12 protein-coding genes are annotated in these 18,380 nt (G+C 61.5%); 7 read left to right on the forward strand and 5 right to left on the reverse strand.

The features are described 5' to 3' along the window. The first annotated feature begins 93 nt into the window (after window positions 1-93). The 4 genes from htpX (at window position 94) to purH (ending at window position 6,122) form a co-directional block, all read left to right on the forward strand. Window positions 94-1,050, forward strand: coding sequence for a zinc metalloprotease HtpX (htpX, locus tag GGD53_RS05900; protein WP_184454475.1), 957 nt, complete (start codon window positions 94-96; stop codon window positions 1,048-1,050). Further along, window positions 1,041-2,429 (forward strand): transcription antitermination factor NusB, encoded by a 1,389-nt coding sequence (locus GGD53_RS05905; protein ID WP_184454477.1) that lies wholly within the window; start codon window positions 1,041-1,043, stop codon window positions 2,427-2,429. The genes htpX and GGD53_RS05905 overlap by 10 nt, the downstream gene beginning before the upstream one ends. A 201-nt stretch (window positions 2,430-2,630) precedes the next feature. Next, window positions 2,631-4,304 carry a heparinase II/III family protein gene (locus tag GGD53_RS05910; RefSeq protein ID WP_184454479.1) on the forward strand — a complete coding sequence of 558 codons (1,674 nt, stop codon included), beginning with the start codon at window positions 2,631-2,633 and terminating at the stop codon, window positions 4,302-4,304. 201 nt (window positions 4,305-4,505) lie between these two features. Next, window positions 4,506-6,122, forward strand: a complete 1,617-nt coding sequence (gene purH / locus GGD53_RS05915; protein WP_184454481.1) for a bifunctional phosphoribosylaminoimidazolecarboxamide formyltransferase/IMP cyclohydrolase — start codon at window positions 4,506-4,508, stop codon at window positions 6,120-6,122. Window positions 6,123-6,139: 17 nt separating this feature from the next. Here the strand turns inward: purH and GGD53_RS05920 are convergent, their stop codons facing one another. Continuing rightward, window positions 6,140-7,528: an MFS transporter gene (locus tag GGD53_RS05920; RefSeq protein ID WP_184454483.1), complete on the reverse strand. Its 1,389-nt coding sequence runs from the start codon at window positions 7,526-7,528 to the stop codon at window positions 6,140-6,142. Between the two features lie 23 nt (window positions 7,529-7,551). Beyond that, window positions 7,552-12,327, reverse strand: coding sequence for an NAD-glutamate dehydrogenase (locus tag GGD53_RS05925; RefSeq protein ID WP_184454485.1), 4,776 nt, complete (start codon window positions 12,325-12,327; stop codon window positions 7,552-7,554). Window positions 12,328-12,605: 278 nt separating this feature from the next. Between GGD53_RS05925 and pdxY the strand changes: the two genes are divergently transcribed. From pdxY to GGD53_RS05940, 3 genes are all read left to right on the forward strand, one after another. Beyond that, entirely contained in the window at window positions 12,606-13,481 is an 876-nt protein-coding gene (gene pdxY / locus GGD53_RS05930; RefSeq protein WP_184454487.1) for a pyridoxal kinase PdxY, read from the forward strand. A 71-nt stretch (window positions 13,482-13,552) separates the two neighbouring features. Next, window positions 13,553-14,194: a carbonic anhydrase gene (locus tag GGD53_RS05935; RefSeq protein ID WP_184454489.1), complete on the forward strand. Its 642-nt coding sequence runs from the start codon at window positions 13,553-13,555 to the stop codon at window positions 14,192-14,194. A gap of 90 nt (window positions 14,195-14,284) precedes the next feature. Then, a complete protein-coding gene (locus GGD53_RS05940; protein WP_184454491.1) occupies window positions 14,285-15,904 on the forward strand; it encodes a GGDEF domain-containing protein in 1,620 nt (539 codons plus the stop codon). Between the two features lie 50 nt (window positions 15,905-15,954). On the opposite strand, the gene GGD53_RS05945 is transcribed toward GGD53_RS05940, so the two are convergent. The 3 genes from GGD53_RS05945 to GGD53_RS05955 form a co-directional block, all read right to left on the reverse strand. Continuing rightward, a complete protein-coding gene (locus GGD53_RS05945) occupies window positions 15,955-16,779 on the reverse strand; it encodes a lytic murein transglycosylase (protein WP_184454493.1) in 825 nt (274 codons plus the stop codon). Window positions 16,780-16,950: 171 nt separating this feature from the next. Then, window positions 16,951-17,985 (reverse strand): aspartate-semialdehyde dehydrogenase, encoded by a 1,035-nt coding sequence (locus tag GGD53_RS05950; protein ID WP_020922622.1) that lies wholly within the window; start codon window positions 17,983-17,985, stop codon window positions 16,951-16,953. A gap of 111 nt (window positions 17,986-18,096) precedes the next feature. Beyond that, entirely contained in the window at window positions 18,097-18,327 is a 231-nt protein-coding gene (locus GGD53_RS05955; RefSeq protein WP_184454495.1) for a hypothetical protein, read from the reverse strand. Between the last annotated feature and the right edge of the window lie 53 nt (window positions 18,328-18,380).

Raw genomic sequence — 18,380 nt, forward strand, 5'->3', positions numbered from 1 at the left:
AATATTGAAAATGGCGGGTGAATAACCAAATCATAATGCGCGGTCGCCGCGAATGAAAGCTTGCGACGCCGAAATCGGAGTTGGAGATTGGCAATGAACCTCGTTCGCACTGCCATGTTGCTTGCCTTCATGACGGCGCTTTTCATGTTCGTCGGCTTTCTGATCGGCGGTCGGGGCGGCATGATGATCGCCTTTCTCATCGCCGCCGGCATGAATTTCTTCTCCTACTGGAACTCCGATCGCATGGTTCTTGCGGCCTATCGCGCGCAGCAGATCGATGAGCGAAATGCGCCGGAATTCTTTGCAATCGTGCGCGATCTCGCCCGTAATGCCGGCCTGCCGATGCCGAAGGTCTATCTTTACGACAGCCCGCAGCCGAATGCCTTCGCAACCGGCCGCAATCCCGAAAATGCTGCCGTTGCCGCCTCGACGGGCCTGCTCGCTGCCTTGTCTCCCGAGGAGGTCGCAGGCGTGATGGCGCATGAGCTCGCCCATATCCGGAACCGCGACACGTTGACCATGACGATCACGGCAACGCTTGCCGGCGCGATCTCGATGCTCGGCAACTTCGCCTTCTTCTTCGGCGGGAACCGCGACAACAACAATAATCCCCTCGGTTTCATCGGCGTTCTCGTCGCGATGATCGTCGCACCGCTCGCCGCTATGCTGGTGCAGATGGCGATCAGCCGCACGCGTGAATATTCGGCCGACCGCCGCGGCGCCGAAATCTGCGGCAATCCGCTCTGGCTCGCCTCCGCACTTGGAAAGATCGCCCGCGGCGCGGCTCATGTGCCGAATGTGGATGCCGAGCGCAATCCGGCGACGGCGCATATGTTCATCATCAATCCGCTTTCCGGCGAGCGCATGGACAATCTGTTTTCCACCCATCCGAACACGGAAAACCGCATTGCCGCGCTGCAGGAGATGGCGCAAAGCGGCATGAATGTCTCGACGGGACCGGTGCGTGCTGCTAATCCGTCGCGGAAATCGCGCTCTGTTCCGAATACGGGTCGCGGTGGTTCGCAACCGCCAAAAGGTCCGTGGTCTTGAATTCAGACGGCAGGAAAAAGCCATTCCGGAAACAGAAACCTTCCGCCGACCGATCGGCTTCAGCCAAGCCCGGCCTGCAGGCCCGGGCGGCGGCGGCAAAAATTCTGGCTGCCGTCGTCGACCGCAAGCTGCCACTCGACGGCGCTCTCGATCATGAACATGGCAATCCGGCCTATAAGGCGCTTGGCGAAAGCGATCGCGCCCTTGTCCGCGCCATTCTGAATACGACACTGCGCCATCTGCCGCGCATCGATGCCGCAATTGCCTCGCTGCTGGAATCGCCGCTACCGGAGGGTGCGCGCGCCCTGCACCATGTTCTGGCAATCGCGGCTGCTCAGGTCCTCTATCTCGACGTGCCGGATCATTCGGCTGTCGATCTTGCCGTCGAGCAGGCCAACCTGGATCCACGCAATCGCCGCTTCGCCAAGCTGGTCAACGCAGTGCTGCGCCGGCTCGGCCGCGAAAAGGACGAGGTGCTGGAGGAGATCGGCAAGGTTCCGCCGATGCCGGGCTGGTTCCTCACCCGGCTGGAAAAGGCCTATGGCCGCGACGCGGCGATGGCGATCTCGCAATCGCAGCTCGAACCTGCGGCGATCGATTTGACCGTTAAATCCGACGCCGAAGCCTGGGCGAAGAAGCTGAACGGCGTTGCCCTGCCGACGGGCGGCGTGCGGTTGGCCGCCTTTGACGGCGGAATTCCTTCACTGGAGGGCTTCGACGAGGGTGCCTGGTGGGTGCAGGATGCGGCGGCAAGCATTCCGGCCAGGCTTTTCGGTGATCTCTCGGGCAAACGTGCCGCCGATCTCTGTGCTGCGCCCGGCGGCAAGACCGCGCAGCTCATCCTTGCCGGCGGCACGGTGACCGCACTCGACCAGTCGGAAAGCCGGCTAAGACGGCTGCGGTCGAATCTCGACCGGCTTGGCCTCAAGGCGGAAACGGTTGCGACAGATCTGACGACATTCAAGCCGACGGAAGGCTTCGATGCGATCCTGCTCGACGCCCCCTGCTCTTCCACCGGTACGACGCGCCGGCACCCCGACGTGCTGTGGACCAAGGGGCCGGATGATATCGCGAGGCTGGCGGCGCTGCAGGAGCGGCTGCTGCGTCATGCGCTGACCTTGCTGAAGCCCGGCGGCACGCTGGTGTTTTCGAACTGCTCGCTCGATCCCGCCGAAGGCGAGGAGGTCGTCGCCCGCATTCTTTCCGATACGGACGCAATCGAGCGCGTTCCGATCAGCGCGGGCGACTGGCCCGGTCTTGAAGCGGCGATCACGCCGCTCGGCGAATTCCGTACGCTTCCGACCATGCTGAAGATGCCAGAAGGCATCGCCTCCGGCCTCGATGGCTTCTACGCGGCGGTGCTGCGGCGAGCGGTCTGATTGAGCCCCAAACGCGTCGCCAAATCCGCACCCCTGCGAGGGCAGCACGTCCGTCGTTCTTTGAGAAACGCCGGAATGTCCTCGAATGACATGCACTAATTTTCGTATATTCGAACTTTGTCACGAATTAATTCATTGTGGGCGATGAAATCGGCTGCTTTTCACCTATTCTTAACCACGAGGGTCAATAGACAATAGAATATGCAGTCCGGTCGGCGTTTTGCGAGCATGTATGTTCGGGAAGCTTGGCGGCGCGCCTTGCGCCGCGTCGCATTGCTGCGCCTGAAGCTCATTCGCCATTCGATCAAACCGCCCGAGCGTCTGATCGTCGCTCCGACCGATCTTCGCGGCATCGATTCGCATGTGGCCGACGAAATTCTCAATGGACGTTTCCTTCTGGCCGGGCGCATGCTGGAAACGAACGGCAAATCGCCCTTCACCTTCACCCTGCCCTCGCGGCCTTTTGCGACCCGCCTGCACAGCTTCGGCTGGCTGCGGCACATGCGGGCGCACAAGACGGAGCGTAGCGCGGCGGCTGCTCGCGCCATCGTCGACAGCTGGCTTTCCATCCATGCCGGTCGTATGGAAGGAATTGCCTGGGAGACCGACGTCACCGCCCAGCGCGTCATCGCCTGGCTGTCGCATTCGCCTGTCGTGCTGCAGAATGCCGATCGCGGCTTCTATCGCCGTTTCATGAAGTCGCTGGCTTTCCAGGTCAGGTTCCTGCATCGCATGGCGCCCTATACGCTCGGCGGCCTGGAACTGTTCCGGCTGCGCATCGCGCTCGCCATGGCCTCGGTTGCCATGCCGGCCCGCGCCTCCACGCTTCGAAGAGCGGCGCAGGCGCTCGACCGTCAATTCGATAGCCAGATTCTGCCGGATGGCGGCCATATCTCGCGCAACCCGCGCATCGGCCTGGAACTGCTGCTCGACCTGCTGCCGCTGCGGCAGACTTACGTCAATCTCGGTCATGATCTGCCGCAGAAGCTGATCTCCGGCATCGACCGCATGTATCCGGCTCTGCGGTTTTTCCGGCATCAGGACGGGGACCTGGCGCTTTTCAACGGAGCAACCTCGACGCTGGCCAATGAGCTGATGTCGGTGCTCAGATATGACGAGACCGCCGGCCAGCCGTTCAAAGCTTTGCCGCAGTCGCGCTACCAGCGGCTTTCCGGGGGCAAGACGGTTATCATCGCCGATACCGGAACGCCGCCTTCGGGCGGCGCAGTACGCACCGCGCATGCCGGCAGCCTCTCCTTCGAAATGTCGTCCGGCCGCCATCGCTTCATCGTCAATTCCGGCTCGCCGAAATTTGCCGGACACCGCTATGTGCAGATGGCGCGCACGACCGCGGCGCATTCGACCGTCATCCTCAACGACACCTCATCCAGCCGTTTTTCACACTCGCCTTTCCTTGATCACGCAATCACCGAACCGGTGAAAACCGTCACGGTCGAACGTTTGGAAACGGAGGATGGGCGCGACAGCATAAAGCTCAGCCATGACGGTTATCTCAGGCCGTTCGGCGTGCTGCACGAGCGTGAGCTGACGCTCAATGCCGCAGGTTCGATGGTGACAGGCCACGACCGGCTCATCCTGCGTGAAGGATATGAAAGTGACGAGTCCCTGAAGGCCGTCGCTCGTTTTCATATTCATCCGTCCATCGTTCTGCAGCAGAGCGATGGAGAATCCGTGCTGCTGACGGCGCCGGACGGCGAAAGCTGGCTGTTCTCCGCCCCCGGCAACGAAGTGCTGATTTCCGAGGACATCTTCTTTGCCGACAGCTCCGGCATTTGCGGCTCTGACCAGATCGAGATCGATTTCGATCTGGCCGAGAAGACCGAGATCCGCTGGTTCCTGTCCCGTAGAGCTTAAACGGGACGGCCGACTGGCCAATTCGAATCCGGGACTAAATCGAAAGGCAGAGCATCAGCGCTGTTTGCGTGGCGTCAAAGCTGTGCTAACGCGGCGACAGCAAGAAAACGTCGCTAAGGCAGGATCTCGTCCGAAAGCCGCTCACACTTTTCGGCCTCATGCTCTAGCGGATATCTCCCGAAGCCCGAACGGAGAAGGTTCATGGCCGTCATTTCCAAAAAGATCCCCGCCCCGGACAAGGTCGAAATCAAGACCGCGCTCCTCTCCGTTTTCGACAAGACCGGCATCGTCGAGCTCGCCCGGGCGCTGTCCGAAAGAGGCGTGCGTCTGCTGTCGACCGGCGGCACCTATAAGGCGATCGCCGCTGCTGGTCTTGATGTCACCGACGTCTCCGAGATCACTGGCTTTCCCGAGATCATGGATGGGCGCGTCAAGACGCTGCATCCGACCGTGCATGGCGGCCTGCTGGCGATTCGCGACGATAGCGAGCATCAGGAAGCGATGAAGAAGCACGGCATCGAGGGCATCGATCTTGCCGTCATCAACCTCTATCCTTTCGAAGAGGTACGCGCGGCCGGCGGCGATTATCCGACGACCGTCGAAAATATCGACATCGGCGGTCCGGCCATGATCCGTGCATCGGCCAAGAACCATGCCTATGTGACCATCCTGACCGACCCCGAGGATTATGCCGAGTTCAAGGAGCAGCTTTCGGCGGATGACGGCAAGACCGCCTATGCCTTCCGCCAGCGCATGGCCGCCAAGGCCTATGCCCGTACCGCGGCCTATGATGCCACGATTTCAAACTGGTTTGCCGAAGCGCTGGCGATCGACACGCCACGCCACCGCGTCATCGGCGGCGTACTGAAGGAAGAGATGCGCTACGGCGAAAATCCGCACCAGAAGGCCGCCTTCTACGTGACGGGCGAGAAGCGCCCGGGCGTTTCGACGGCAGTGCTGCTGCAGGGCAAGCAGCTCTCCTATAACAATATCAACGACACCGATGCCGCCTATGAACTCGTCGCCGAATTCCTGCCGGAAAAGGCGCCGGCCTGCGCGATCATCAAACATGCCAATCCCTGCGGCGTCGCCACCGGCTCGAGCCTGGTGGAAGCCTATCAGCGGGCGCTCGCCTGCGATTCGGTTTCCGCCTTCGGCGGCATTATCGCCCTTAATCGGATATTGGACGCCGAAACGGCCGAGGAGATCGTCAAGCTCTTCACCGAGGTGATCATTGCGCCCGACGTTACCGAGGAGGCCAAGGCGATCGTGGCTCGCAAGCCGAACCTGCGGCTGCTGTCGGCCGGCGGCCTGCCCGATCCGCGCGCGCCGGGACTGACGGCAAAGACCGTTTCCGGCGGTTTGCTCGTCCAGAGCCGCGACAACGGCATGGTCGAGGATCTGGAGCTCAAGGTCGTCACCAAGCGCGCGCCGACGGCGCAGGAGCTTGATGATATGAAGTTTGCCTTCAAGGTCGGCAAACATGTCAAATCGAATGCCGTGGTCTATGCCAAGGATGGCCAGACGGCCGGAATCGGCGCCGGCCAGATGAGCCGGGTGGATTCCGCCCGCATCGCGGCGCTGAAGGCTGAAGAGGCTGCCAAGGCGCTCGGTCTCCCGGCGCCTATGACGCAGGGCTCGGCGGTTGCCTCCGAAGCCTTCCTGCCATTTGCCGATGGCCTTCTGTCGATGATCGCCGCAGGGGCGACAGCGGTTATTCAGCCGGGCGGTTCGATGCGAGACCAGGAGGTCATCGACGCCGCCAACGAACACGGCGTCGCGATGGTGTTCACCGGCATGCGCCACTTCCGGCACTGACGGGTGCCGGAGAATTTTCAGGCGAGATCGGCTGGATAGGGCGTGCGGATCAGCAGCACCAATCCGCCGGCGAGAAAGAGGATCAGCGTCGCCATTCCGAGCCGCGGTGAGCCGCTCAGATAGGTCACCAGCGAGAAAAACAGCGTCGCCATGAAACTCGTGGCGCGCCCCGAAAGCGCGTAGATGCCGAAGTAGCGGCCGGCTTCCTCAAGGCTGACGCTACGCGCGAGATAGGAGCGCGACGAGGCCTGCACCGGCCCGAAGGCGAGCCCGATCAGCAGGCCATAAAGGATATAGGCCTTTTCCGCGGCGGTGCCGAAGAGACCGCCGGAATCGGCGATCGGCAGCGGCATCACGCCAAACAGGGTATAACCCGGCCCGGTCGAGATGATGCCTATGGTGGCGAGAAGCAGCATGGTGAGGCTGATGACGACGGTGACCTTGGAACCGACGCCCTTGTCGACCCGGCCGGCGATCAGGCAGCCGAAGATCGCGACGACATTCAGGATGATGCCGTAGAGGCCGATCTCGATCGTCGCCCAGCCGAACATGCCGGCGGCGAAAACGCCGCCGAGGATCAATAGGCCGTTGACGCCGTCCTGATAGATCATGCGGGCGATGAGGAATTTCAGGATGCCGCGGCGTTCCCGGAGTTCGCCGAGCGTGTTTCTCAGTTCCCGCAGGCCGGCGCGGATGGCGGTGCCGAAGGGCAGACCTCTGCCGACATCGGGTGTGAAGAAGAACATCGGCAGGATGAAAATCAGGTACCAGACGGCCGAGATCGGCCCGGTGATGCGCGCATCCTGGCCGGTCTTGGGATCGAGGCCGAAAAGCGGATCGAGGCCGAGAACGGTCTTGCCGCTTTCCGGGTTTGCCGCCAGAAGCGTGACGACCGCAATCAGCACGATCATGCCGCCGAGATAACCGAGCCCCCAGGCGGTGTTGGAGAGCTTGCCCACCTCATGCTTGCCGACCAGCCGCGGCATCATCGAATCGTTGAAGACGATCGAAAACTCGGCTGAAACCGAGGCGAGGATCATGAAGATCACCGGATACAGGACAGGCGAACCCGGGGCTGCAAACCACAGGCCGAAGAGGCTGGCGATCTTGATGATGGCGAAGAAGCCGATCCAGGGTTTGCGCGCGCCGGACTGGTCGGCGATCGAGCCGAGAACGGGCGAGAGCAGGGCAATGATCACGGACGAGATCGTCGCCATGTTGCTCCACGTCGTCTGCGCCGACACCGGTTCATTGGTCAGCCGGGAGACGAAATAAGGGCCGAAGATAAAGGTGGTGACCACCGTGAAGAAAGGCTGGGCCGCCCAATCGAAGAACATCCACCCCCAGATGCCCTTCTCCGTGGCTTTCGGCGGCTGCGTTCCTGTCCAGTCTATGCGATTCAACATCCGCTCCTTTTTGGCGGACTGTCTCACCTCGCCCGGTCGCGCGCAAGATCGGTCAGGATGCCTGCGGCAACAGTGATGCGCGCAAGATTGGGATCGCCGCTGTCGCTGAGGCTCGAAAGCTCCTCGACGATGCGGTTGATGCGGACGCGATCCTGCGCATGCCAGGCCTGGACGGGCAGCTTCTCCTTGCCGTGATCGGAAAGCGCTGAGATGACGATGTCGCGCCGGGCGCTGGCGATCTGGTCGATGCTGCGCGCCAGCGCCAGATTTTCGTAATGGTCGGAGGTGAGAATGCGGCCGCCGGCCGCCAGCAGCCGGGCGATGCGAAAGGTCTTCGACACCGCAAAATAATTTTCGGCGGCGCGCACCAGCGACTCGCCGGTGCGCTCGGCAATCTGCATGATCTCAGGCACCAGGGCGAAGCTCTGGAGATTGGCGATTTCGGCCGCCAGCTTTTCGGGCACGCCGGCCTCGGCATATTCCGCCTGGCGTGCGGCAGCATCGCCGGCGGCCTGTTCGGCGAAAGCAGGCCGCAACTTCTTCAGGGCAGCCTGAAGCCGACTAATTACCTCGGCCATGTCGGCTTTGGTCATTGCGGTTTTCAACAGCAGGCGCGTGAGCACGATAAAGCTGTGGCTGATTTCCTCGTAAATGCGGTTCTGCACCCCGCCCGATATCTTGCCGTCGAGCGCATCGGTCTCGGCCCAGAGCCGGTTAAGGTCGAAACCGTCGCGGGCGACGATTGCGGCACGCACCACCTCCGGCGCCGACGCCGCAGTCGCGTCCATCATCGCGACGGTGAAGCTCGGACCGCCGCGGTTGATCGCTTCATTGGCAAGCACGGTCGCGATGATTTCGCGCCGCAGCCGATGGCCTGATATATCGCCGGCGTTCGACTTCTGCATTTTGACGGGGAAGTAATTCGACAGGGTCGCGGCAAAATAGGGGTCGTCGGGCAGATCGCTCGCGGCGAGCGCATCGAAGAGCACGATCTTAGCGTAGGACAGCAGCACGCCGATTTCCGGCCGCGTCAGGGGCTTGCCGGCCGTGTAACGTTCGGCCAGCGTCTGATCATCCGGCAGGGTCTCGACCTTGCGGTTCAGCTGGCCGGCGGCTTCGAGCACGCTCATGAAGCGGGCGAGCTCCAGACCGTTTGCCGTGCCCTTACGTTCGGTGAGCGAGATCGCCAGCGACTGGAGATAGTTGTTGCGCAGGACGAGAGCCGCCACTTCGGCGGTCATCGACGACAGAAGCTGGTCGCGTTTTGCCCGCGTCAGCCGCCCGTCATGCATTGGGGCCGCCAGCGCGATCTTGATGTTGACCTCGACGTCCGAGGTGTTGACACCAGCCGAATTGTCGATGGCGTCGGAATTGCAGCGCCCGCCCTTTAGGCCATAGGCAATGCGGCCCTTCTGGGTAACGCCGAGGTTGGCGCCCTCGCCGATCACCTTGGCGCGCACCTCTGTCGCGGTGATGCGGATAGGGTCATTGGCGCGGTCGCCGACTTCAGTATCGGTTTCGGACGGCGCTTTCACATAGGTGCCGATGCCGCCGAACCAGAGCAGGTCGACCGGACTCTTCAGGATCGCCGTCATGATCTCGAAGGGCGTGGCCACGGCTTTGTCGATGCCGATCGCACTCACCGCTTCCGGCGTCAGCGTCACCGATTTCGCCGCGCGCGAAATGATCATCGCGCCCTTCGAAAGGACGCTTTTATCGAAGTCCTGCCAGCTCGATCGCGGCAGGTTGAAGAGGCGCTGGCGCTCGGCCAGTGTCTTTTCCATATCGGGATCGGGGTCGATGATGATGTCGCGGTGATCGAAGGCGGCAAGGAGCCGGATCTTGGGAGAGAGCAGCATGCCGTTGCCGAAGACGTCGCCCGACATGTCGCCGACGCCGGCGACGGTAAAGGGCGTCGTCTGGATGTCGATGTCCATTTCGCGGAAATGGCGTTTTACGGTTTCCCAGGCGCCGCGGGCGGTAATACCCATCTTCTTGTGATCGTAGCCTGCCGAGCCGCCCGAGGCGAAGGCGTCGTCCAGCCAGAAGCCGGCTTCCTGCGCCAACGCATTGGCGGTGTCGGAGAAGGTAGCGGTGCCCTTGTCGGCGGCGACGACGAAATAGGGATCGTCACCATCGAGCCTGATCGTATCCGCCGGCGGCACGACATCGGCGCCGGAGATATTGTCGGTGATCGAAAGCAGCGTGCGGATATAGGTCTTGTAAGCATCGCGGCCGGCATTGAAGATCTCGTCGCGGCTGCCGCCCACCGGAAGCTTTTTGGGATAAAAACCGCCCTTGGCGCCGACTGGCACGATGACGGCATTCTTCACCTGCTGCGCCTTGACCAGGCCGAGCACCTCGGTGCGGTAATCCTCGGCACGATCAGACCAGCGCAGGCCGCCGCGCGCCACCTTGCCGAAGCGCAGGTGCACGCCTTCGACCTCGACGCCGTAGACGAACATCTCGCGGAACGGTTTCGGTTGCGGCAGCCCGTCGACCAGGTGCGGATCGAGCTTGAAGGCCAGCATCGCCTTCGGCGACCCATCCGGGTTCTTCTGGAAATAATTGGTGCGCAGCGTCGCGTCGACGATGTTGACGTAGCGGCGCAGGATACGGTCGTCGTCCAGGCTCGGCACGTTGGCAAGGTCGGCCTCGATCGCCTGGTGCAGGTCGGCGATCTTCTTGACGCGGGCTTTGTCGGAAAGCCTGGGATCGAGCGTGTCGTGGAACAGGCGGAAGATGGCGGCGGCCACACCAGGATATTTGTCGAGCGTCGTTGCGATGTAATCTTGCGAATAGGCGATGCCGGCCTGGCGGAGATAACGGGCATAGGTGCGCAACACATTGGCTTCGCGTGCCGAAAGCCCGGCCGAAAGGATCAGCCGGTTGAAGCTGTCATCGTCGATCGTGCCGGCGAAGGCGGCGACGAAGGCTTCCTCGAGGGCGGCGCCATACCGGTGCAGATCGATTTCGCCGCCGGTGCGGGCCTCGAGCTCCATGTCGTGCAGCACGACGAGTTGGGTTGCGCCATCGGCGACCTGCACCCCGATGTCGAAGGTGCGTTCGCTGACGACATTGAAGCCGAGGTTTTCGAGAAGCGGCACACGGCGCGACAGGGCCAGCTGACCGCCGGCATGAAAGATTTTCAGCGAGAGGATAGCGCCCTGTTCTTCCTGGCGATGATAAAACTGGATGCGGAGCGGCTCGCCGGCGGCGCAGGCGCCGATATCGGCGAGGTCGGCCACGGTTTCCTCAGGGGTGAAAGAATCCTGGAAGGCCTGATCGACCGACAGTTTCGGCGACTTTGGTCCGGCGAGCGCTTCGAAACGGTCGTCCCAGCGGGCGGTGATTTCGCGGATTTTCTGCTCGAGCCTTGCCTGCGGAATGCGCGGCGTCTTGCCGCCGGAACGGCCGATGATGAAGTGCACGCGGGCGACGCCGCCTTCGGGAAAAGCCGGGTAATAGGCGGAGACACGGCCGTCATAGACCGTCTTCAGATAGGTGCCGATCCGCTCGCGCACGATCGAGTCATATTCCTCACGCGGAACATAGACGATCACCGAGACGAAGCGGTCGAAATGGTCGATGCGCGGTAGAACGCGCACGCGCGGCCGGTCGGCGAGATCGTTGATCTGCTCGGCAAAGCTTGCAAGCAGCGTCGTGTCGATCTGGAAAAGGTCGTCGCGCGGGTAGGATTCCAGCGTGTTGTCGAGCATGCGGCCGGAATGGCTCATCGGATCGAAGCCGAAATGCTCCTTCACCTTTTCGATCTTCGACCGCAGCAGCGGGATTTCGGAGGCGAGCGAAGTATAGGCCGTCGAGGTGAAAAGGCCGACGATGCGCAGCTCGCCGGTGACGTTGCCCTCGGCATCGAAACGTTTAACGCCGACATAATCCATATAGGCGCGGCGATGGACGATCGATTTTACATTCGCCTTGGTGACGATCAAAAACTCAGGCCCGTCGAGGAAGGCGAGAATCTCCGGCGTCGTGGTCACGGCGTCCTTGCCGGTGCGCAGCACGAGAACGTCCGGGTTGGAGAGGATGCCGAGCCCAGCGCCTTTATCCCGCTCAACCTTGGCGTCGGCGCCTTTGCCTGAATAGACATATTCGCGCATGCCGAGGAAAGTGAAATTCTCGTCGCGCAGCCAGGTCAGGAAGGCCACCGCCTCGGCGTGTTCGGCCTTCCTGCGGCCGGCGCCGTTGGCCGAGAGTTCGGCGATCACTCCGTCGAGCTTGGCAAGCATCGGCTTCCAATCCGACACCGAAAGACGGACCTGTTCGAGCACGGTCTGGACCCGTTTGACGAGATCGGCGGCCTGGGTGGGGTTCAACGGGGCAATATGGAGCTGGATATGGCTGACGCGCGCGGCCGGATCGCTCGGGTGGTCGGCGGAATAGAGCGCGGGGGCTTTGCCCTTTTCCATAACAAGGATGGGATGCACAGCCATGAACAGATCGCGGTAGGTGCTCGTCACTTCACCCATGACCGATTCATAAAGGAAAGGCATGTTCCGGTCAGTCACCGACAGCACCGAAACGGCGGTGCCGCCAGGCGTCACCTCGGCAATTGTGTCGATGCTGACACGGGGCACCTTGCCGTTCCAGGCGGCAAGTTCCTTTGCCGAATGCACGGCGGAGCGCGCCAGCATGTCGGGCGTATAGAGTTCCAGATCATCATTGCTCGCCCGGCCGAAGAGAATTTCCGGATCGAGATGCGCCTCGCTCATCGCCTTGGCAATCTTGCGCGCAGTTTCGATCTGCTTCTCCCGCTTCGGATTGTTTCTGGCAGCCATGAATCGCCTCCCCGCAATGGTCTAGTTTTTCGCAAGCTAGCAGAAGATTTCTCGAAAAAATCGCTAAAAGAGAGGCCTCGGGCATTGTTTTGATGCTTTTTTGCCGGTGGAAATGGGAAATTGTCAGAGATTTTTTCGCTTTTGAGGCCAAAACGCATTGGCAAGGCCTCTCTTCCGGCTTTGCTTTCGCGGCACATTTCCATGCTCACGTGAAGAATGGTTGACAGCCCGGCGTCAAAAAGATCATCAAACGCCATCATCATTCGGACTTCGGTTTCATGTCGGAAAATGCAGCGGGCGCAGTCATCGTTATTTCCAGCCATGTCGTGCGTGGCTCGGTTGGCAATCGGGCGGCGGTGTTTGCGCTGGAGACGCTCGGCCATCCGGTCTGGGCACTGCCGACCATCGTTCTGCCCTGGCATCCCGGCCATGGCCGTTCGACGCGGCTGACATTTGCCGAAGCCGATTTCGACGCGGCGATCGACGATCTGATCCGCGCACCTTGGATCGGCGAGGTCAGGGCGGTGCTTTCGGGCTATTTCGGCAATGCCGCCCAGGCACGCTCGGTCGCCCGGCTGATCGCTGCGCTCCGGCAAAACAATCCCGAACTGCTTTATGTCTGCGATCCGGTCATGGGCGATCTCGGCGGCCTCTACGTGTCGGAAGCGACGGCCGAGGCCATTCGGGATCATCTCATTCCGGTCGCTTCGCTCGCAACGCCGAACCGGTACGAGCTCGCCTGGCTGTCGGGAGCAGCGCTCGATGACAACAGCGCAATCATGGAGGCGGCGCTGGCGCTCGGGCCGTCACGCATGCTCGTCACCTCGGCGGTCCCGATGATGGCGGGCGGTACCGGCAATCTCTACCTTTCCGGCCGTCACGCGCTTCTTGCCGAGCACCGCGTCGTCGAGAATCCGCCGAATGGTCTCGGCGACCTACTCGCCGCCGTTTTCCTGTCGCGCCTGCTGTCCGGCCTCGAGGATGAAAAGGCGTTGCAGCTTGCCACCGCCAGCGTGTTCGAAGTGCTTGCGCGTGCGGTCAAGCGCGGCAGCAACGAGTTGATGCTGGCCAGCGATGCGTCCAGCCTGGCGACGCCGATGGCCATGGTGCAGATGCGCCGGCTCGTGCACCCGGCGCAGCGGCGAAAAAAATGACGCATTTTCCAAATAGCTCATTTAGCATTGCAGCAGTTGATCTTGTCTTCTGCGCGCGCTAATCCAGAGGCATGCAGCGTTTTCCAAACACCCTTCTGAACGGTTATCGCAACTTTATGAATGGGCGGTATGCCGACGCCCGCGACAGGTATCGGCAACTTGCCGAAAACGGCCAGAACCCGAGCACGCTGGTCATTGCCTGTTCGGACTCGCGTGCGGCTCCCGAGCTGATCTTCGATGCCGGCCCCGGCGAGCTTTTCGTCATCCGCAATGTTGCCAATATGGTGCCGCCCTACGAGCCGGACGGTCATTTCCATTCGACATCCGCCGCTCTTGAATTTGCCGTGCAGGCGCTGAAGGTCTCGGACATCGTCGTGATGGGCCATGGCCGCTGCGGCGGCATTCGGGCGGCACTCGATCCGAATGCCGAGCCGTTATCGCCTGGCGACTTTATCGGCCGGTGGATGTCGCTGGTCAAACCCGCAGCCGAGCAGATTCAGAGCAATGACGTGATGACGGAGGCCGAGCGGCAGACGGCGCTGGAGCGTGTCTCTATCCGCAATTCGATCAACAATCTCAGAACCTTCCCGGAAATCAAGGCGCTGGAGGACGCAGGAAAAATGCACCTTCATGGCGCCTGGTTCGATATCTCGACTGGCGAGCTCTGGGTCATGGACGCCGAAACACGCGATTTCATCCGTCCCGAAATCTAGGAGCGGACCGGTTTATCACTTTTTTAAGGATTGCTGTTAAGCTTCTAATCGGCTGCACACGACCGGCATTTGATCACGTGGCGATTGGCGATGAAGTTTGAAACCATCAAAAAGGTTATCCTGGCCGCCATCCTGCTGCCCTTCGTCTTTATGCTCATTGAAGGCGTCTTCGTCCTTCGAACTTCCATCCTGCAATACAGAGATCTCGAGAAAGACCGGCAGTTCGCCGACGTACTTGCGCGTGGCGGGTCGATCGCGGCCACGGAAATCCTGAGCGAAATCGATGCCACACGCCGCTATCTCGCGCATCCCAGCAGCGGGACTGCTGGCGACATGCAGCAAAGCCGACTGACGCTGGATCGCGAACGCCGCGCTTTCTATGCCAGCTTGCCGCCTCACGATACGCTCGATCAAGGGCTTGCAGGTGAATTGTCGGCCCTCAGCCTTGCCTATAGCCGCATCGTCGCCGCGCGAAGCGCCGTCGACCAGGGCCGTTACTCCGGCAGCAATCCCGGCTCCATCTACTGGTATGCGGCTCTCAAGCAGCTTGCCGTCGTCGACGCACTTTCACCACTGATCAGCGACCCGGTGCTGCTTGAAAAATCCAACCAGCTGATGGGCATCCTGCTGACCTACTACGGCGAAAGATTGATTACCGGGATCGGCACGCGTTACCTCGATCAAGATGTTTCTGCCAGATTTCCGATCGAACTGTTCATTCAGGGCAAAACCATGCTCGGTGCCGGCATGGATCACATGGTCTTCCATTCCACCGCGCCGATCGTGCGCGACATCGTTGCTTATCTCGGTCGCAGCGACCAGGTGAAGGCCAATGCGATCACCGACGCCATTCTCGCCGGGTCGCGGCCGTCGCGCGCAATGGGCGACGCCTGGGCAGCCGCACAGCGCGAACGCATGGCTTTCCTTCAGCAAAAGATGGTAGAGGCCGCGAGCGATATTCACGAGACCGGCGAACAGTTTTCCACCCTCTCGCACATACACCTGACGCAGATTCTGGCGCTGTGCGCAGGCCTGCTGATCCTCGCCACGCTGGTGATGGTGCTGGCGGCAAGAGGGCTTCGGCTGATCGACAAGCTCACTCGGGACCGAGAGGCGCTGGTGGGCGAGCTGCGAAACGCTGCTCAAACCGATCTTCTGACGGGGCTGTACAACAGGCGCGGCTTCGAGGTCGCCGCCTCGGCGCTCCTTACACAGGCCGAGCACGGCTCGCACTGGATCTCCGTCGTCCTCTTCGATCTCGATCATTTCAAGAAGATCAACGATATCCACGGCCACGACGCCGGCGATGCCGTGCTGCGCCACGTCGCCGGCGTCGCGCGGCAGAATTTTCGTTCCTTCGATCTCCTGGTGCGGCATGGCGGCGAGGAGTTCCTGGCGCTTTTGCCGGATTCAACGCCCGACGAGGCCGCCATCGTCGCCGAGCGCGTGCGACGGGCGATCGAGGCGGCGGAAATTCCTCTTGCGAGTGGCGATCTCCTCAAGGTCACGGCGAGCTTCGGATGCGCCGGCCGGGCAAACGACGCCGCCAACCGGAACTTCGAAGATCTGGTCAAGCGTGCCGATCTGGCGCTTTATGCCGCCAAAGCGTCTGGGCGGAACTGCGTCGTTTCGGGGCCGGTCGTGCCGGCGCCGCCGCAGGAGGAGCGACGCAAGACGGTGTCCGGCGGCGGTTTTGATTCCCGCATATGAAAAACGCCGCATTCGCAGCGGCGTTTCCAGATATCGTTATAGATGAAGGCTTATCTGCCGGCGTCGATCTGCTGGCCGATATAGGCGATCGCCTGCTGATAGACGCTTGCGGCGTTCCAGCCCTGGATGGCAGCGAAATTCGGTTCTCCCGGCTGATAGCCGGCGCCGGCAAGCCAGCCGTGGCCCTTGAGGAAATTTGCGGTCGAGGCCAGCGCATCGGCGCGGGAGCCTACCATGTCGACCCGGCCGTCGCCGTCGCCGTCGGCGCCGAAGCGCACGACGTTACGCGGCAGAAACTGCGTCTGGCCGATTTCACCATGGGCGGCACCCTTGGCCTGCGGGCTCAGATAACCCTCGGAGACCAGCTGGAGCGCAGCATAGAGCTGGTCGGTGAAATAGTCCGAACGACGGCAGTCATAGGCAAGGGTCGACACAGCCGAGAGCGTATGCTGGTTGCCCATATAGCTGCCGAAACCGGTCTCCATACCCCAGATTGCGATCAGCGGACCGGCGGGAACGCCGAACCGGCGTTCGATCGAGGCAAAAAGCGCCTGGTTGGCGGCCTTCATCGAACGGCCCCGGGAAATGACGGCGGCACCGCCGCGCTTCTGCATGAAGGCGTCGAAGGAGAGCTTGAAGCTTTTCTGGCCGCGGTCGGCGGCGATCGTCGGCTTGTTGTAGTTGACGTTGGCGAAGGCGCGGCTGAGCACCGATTGGCTGACGCCATTGGCCGCTGCCGTCTGCTTGAAATCGGCGACCCAGGCGTCGAAGCCGGCGCTGGTATTGCCACATTGCGGTCCTTGCGCGAACGCCGGTACCGCGTGGAGGACGCCCATTGCCGCAGCGACCGCCAGAAACAACTTTGTCATGCGCATTGAGAAACCCCGCTCTCGATCTGCATAGTTTTTAAGCGGGCAAGAGAATGCCAGCCACTCGCGATTTTGTCACGATCATCGTTTAGCGAGCGCTTTATACAGTCGTATTTGCCCCGGAAAAAGCCCCGCTCAACGAGCAGGGCTTTAACATCTTATGGTTTACAAATGGTATCAGGCTGCCTGCTTGCGCGGCTTGACCAGGCCGCGATTGACGAGCAGCTCGGCGATCTGGATGGCGTTCAGCGCCGCGCCCTTGCGCAGGTTGTCGGAAACAACCCACATATTGAGGCCGTTTTCAACCGTCGCGTCCTCGCGGATGCGCGAGATATAGGTCGCATCTTCGCCGGCGGATTCATAAGGCGTGATGTAACCGCCGTTCTCGCGCTTGTCGATGACGAGGCAGCCCGGGGCATCGCGCAGGATATCGCGGGCCTGATCGGCGGTGATCTCGTTTTCGAATTCGATGTTGACCGATTCCGAATGACCGATGAAGACGGGTACACGCACCGCCGTGCAGGTCACCTTGATCTTCGGATCGAGCATCTTCTTCGTCTCGGCCAGCACCTTCCATTCTTCCTTGGTGTAGCCGTCTTCCATGAAGCTATCGATGTGCGGGATGACGTTGAAGGCGATGCGCTTGGTGAACTTCTTGTTCTCGATCGGATCGGCAACGAAGACCGCGCGCGTCTGGTTGAAGAGCTCGTCCATGCCATCCTTGCCGGCGCCGGAGACCGACTGATAGGTGGAGACGACGACGCGCTTGATCTTGGCAAAGTCGTGCAGCGGCTTCAGCGCCACCACCAGCTGCGCGGTCGAGCAATTCGGATTGGCAATGATGTTGCGCTTGGTGAACTGCGTGACGGCGTCCGGGTTCACTTCCGGCACGATCAGCGGCACGTCGGCGTCATAGCGCCAGGCCGAGGAATTGTCGATGACGACGCAGCCCTGCTGACCGATCTTGGGGGAGAACTTCTTGGAGACCTCGCCGCCGGCCGACATCAGGCAGATGTCGGTATCGGAGAAATCGTAATTCTCTAGATTGGAGACCTTCAGCGTCCGGTCGCCGTAGGACACCTCGGTGCCCTGCGAACGCGCCGAGGCGAGCGCCACGACCTCATCGGCGGGGAAGCCGCGTTCGGAGAGGATGTTGAGCATCTCCCGGCCGACATTTCCGGTGGCTCCTGCAACTGCTACTTTGAAACCCATTTCTAAAGCTCTCTTTCTCTTCTCTCCTCTGTCCGGTGAGGGGGAAAGGCGCGAATAATCGCGTCTTCCTGTCCCCAGCCGAGCCGGGGAGAGAGCGGCAGGCCAGAGACGTCAGACGGTTTTCGTCGTCGTTTTGGCCTTGGTTTTGGCAGAAACCGGAACGGCAATATCCACCCCGGCAACCCGTGCCCGGTCATTGCATGCGGCAATGGCGTGTTCGTCGCGAACCATGGAGATTCCTTTTCCGCTGTTGCTCTTAGAAGGTTTTCCACAGGAGTCAAGGTTTTTGCGTGAGCAGGCAGCAGGTGAAAGGGGAGGCCGAAAGCCAGGGTATTTTGTCATGCCGCTGTCATGCCAGAGAGATATCCCAACCCGGTTGATAATATCTGCAACGA

The organism is Rhizobium aethiopicum (assembly GCF_014197535.1).
GTDB classification, from domain to species: Bacteria; Pseudomonadota; Alphaproteobacteria; order Rhizobiales; family Rhizobiaceae; genus Rhizobium; species Rhizobium aethiopicum_A.

What these genes read in the sequence shown, in the direction of transcription:
- purH (WP_184454481.1), top strand. Translation starts at nt 4,506, where the DNA reads ATGGCCGTCATTTCCAAAAAGATCCCCGCCCCGGACAAGGTCGAAATC.
- htpX (WP_184454475.1), top strand. Translation starts at nt 94, where the DNA reads ATGAACCTCGTTCGCACTGCCATGTTGCTTGCCTTCATGACGGCGCTT.
- GGD53_RS05910 (WP_184454479.1), top strand. Translation starts at nt 2,631, where the DNA reads ATGCAGTCCGGTCGGCGTTTTGCGAGCATGTATGTTCGGGAAGCTTGG.
- GGD53_RS05955 (WP_184454495.1), bottom strand. Translation starts at nt 18,327, where the DNA reads ATGACAAAATACCCTGGCTTTCGGCCTCCCCTTTCACCTGCTGCCTGC.
- GGD53_RS05920 (WP_184454483.1), bottom strand. Translation starts at nt 7,528, where the DNA reads ATGTTGAATCGCATAGACTGGACAGGAACGCAGCCGCCGAAAGCCACG.
- GGD53_RS05945 (WP_184454493.1), bottom strand. Translation starts at nt 16,779, where the DNA reads ATGCGCATGACAAAGTTGTTTCTGGCGGTCGCTGCGGCAATGGGCGTC.
- GGD53_RS05925 (WP_184454485.1), bottom strand. Translation starts at nt 12,327, where the DNA reads ATGGCTGCCAGAAACAATCCGAAGCGGGAGAAGCAGATCGAAACTGCG.
- pdxY (WP_184454487.1), top strand. Translation starts at nt 12,606, where the DNA reads ATGTCGGAAAATGCAGCGGGCGCAGTCATCGTTATTTCCAGCCATGTC.
- GGD53_RS05940 (WP_184454491.1), top strand. Translation starts at nt 14,285, where the DNA reads ATGAAGTTTGAAACCATCAAAAAGGTTATCCTGGCCGCCATCCTGCTG.
- GGD53_RS05950 (WP_020922622.1), bottom strand. Translation starts at nt 17,985, where the DNA reads ATGGGTTTCAAAGTAGCAGTTGCAGGAGCCACCGGAAATGTCGGCCGG.
- GGD53_RS05935 (WP_184454489.1), top strand. Translation starts at nt 13,553, where the DNA reads ATGCAGCGTTTTCCAAACACCCTTCTGAACGGTTATCGCAACTTTATG.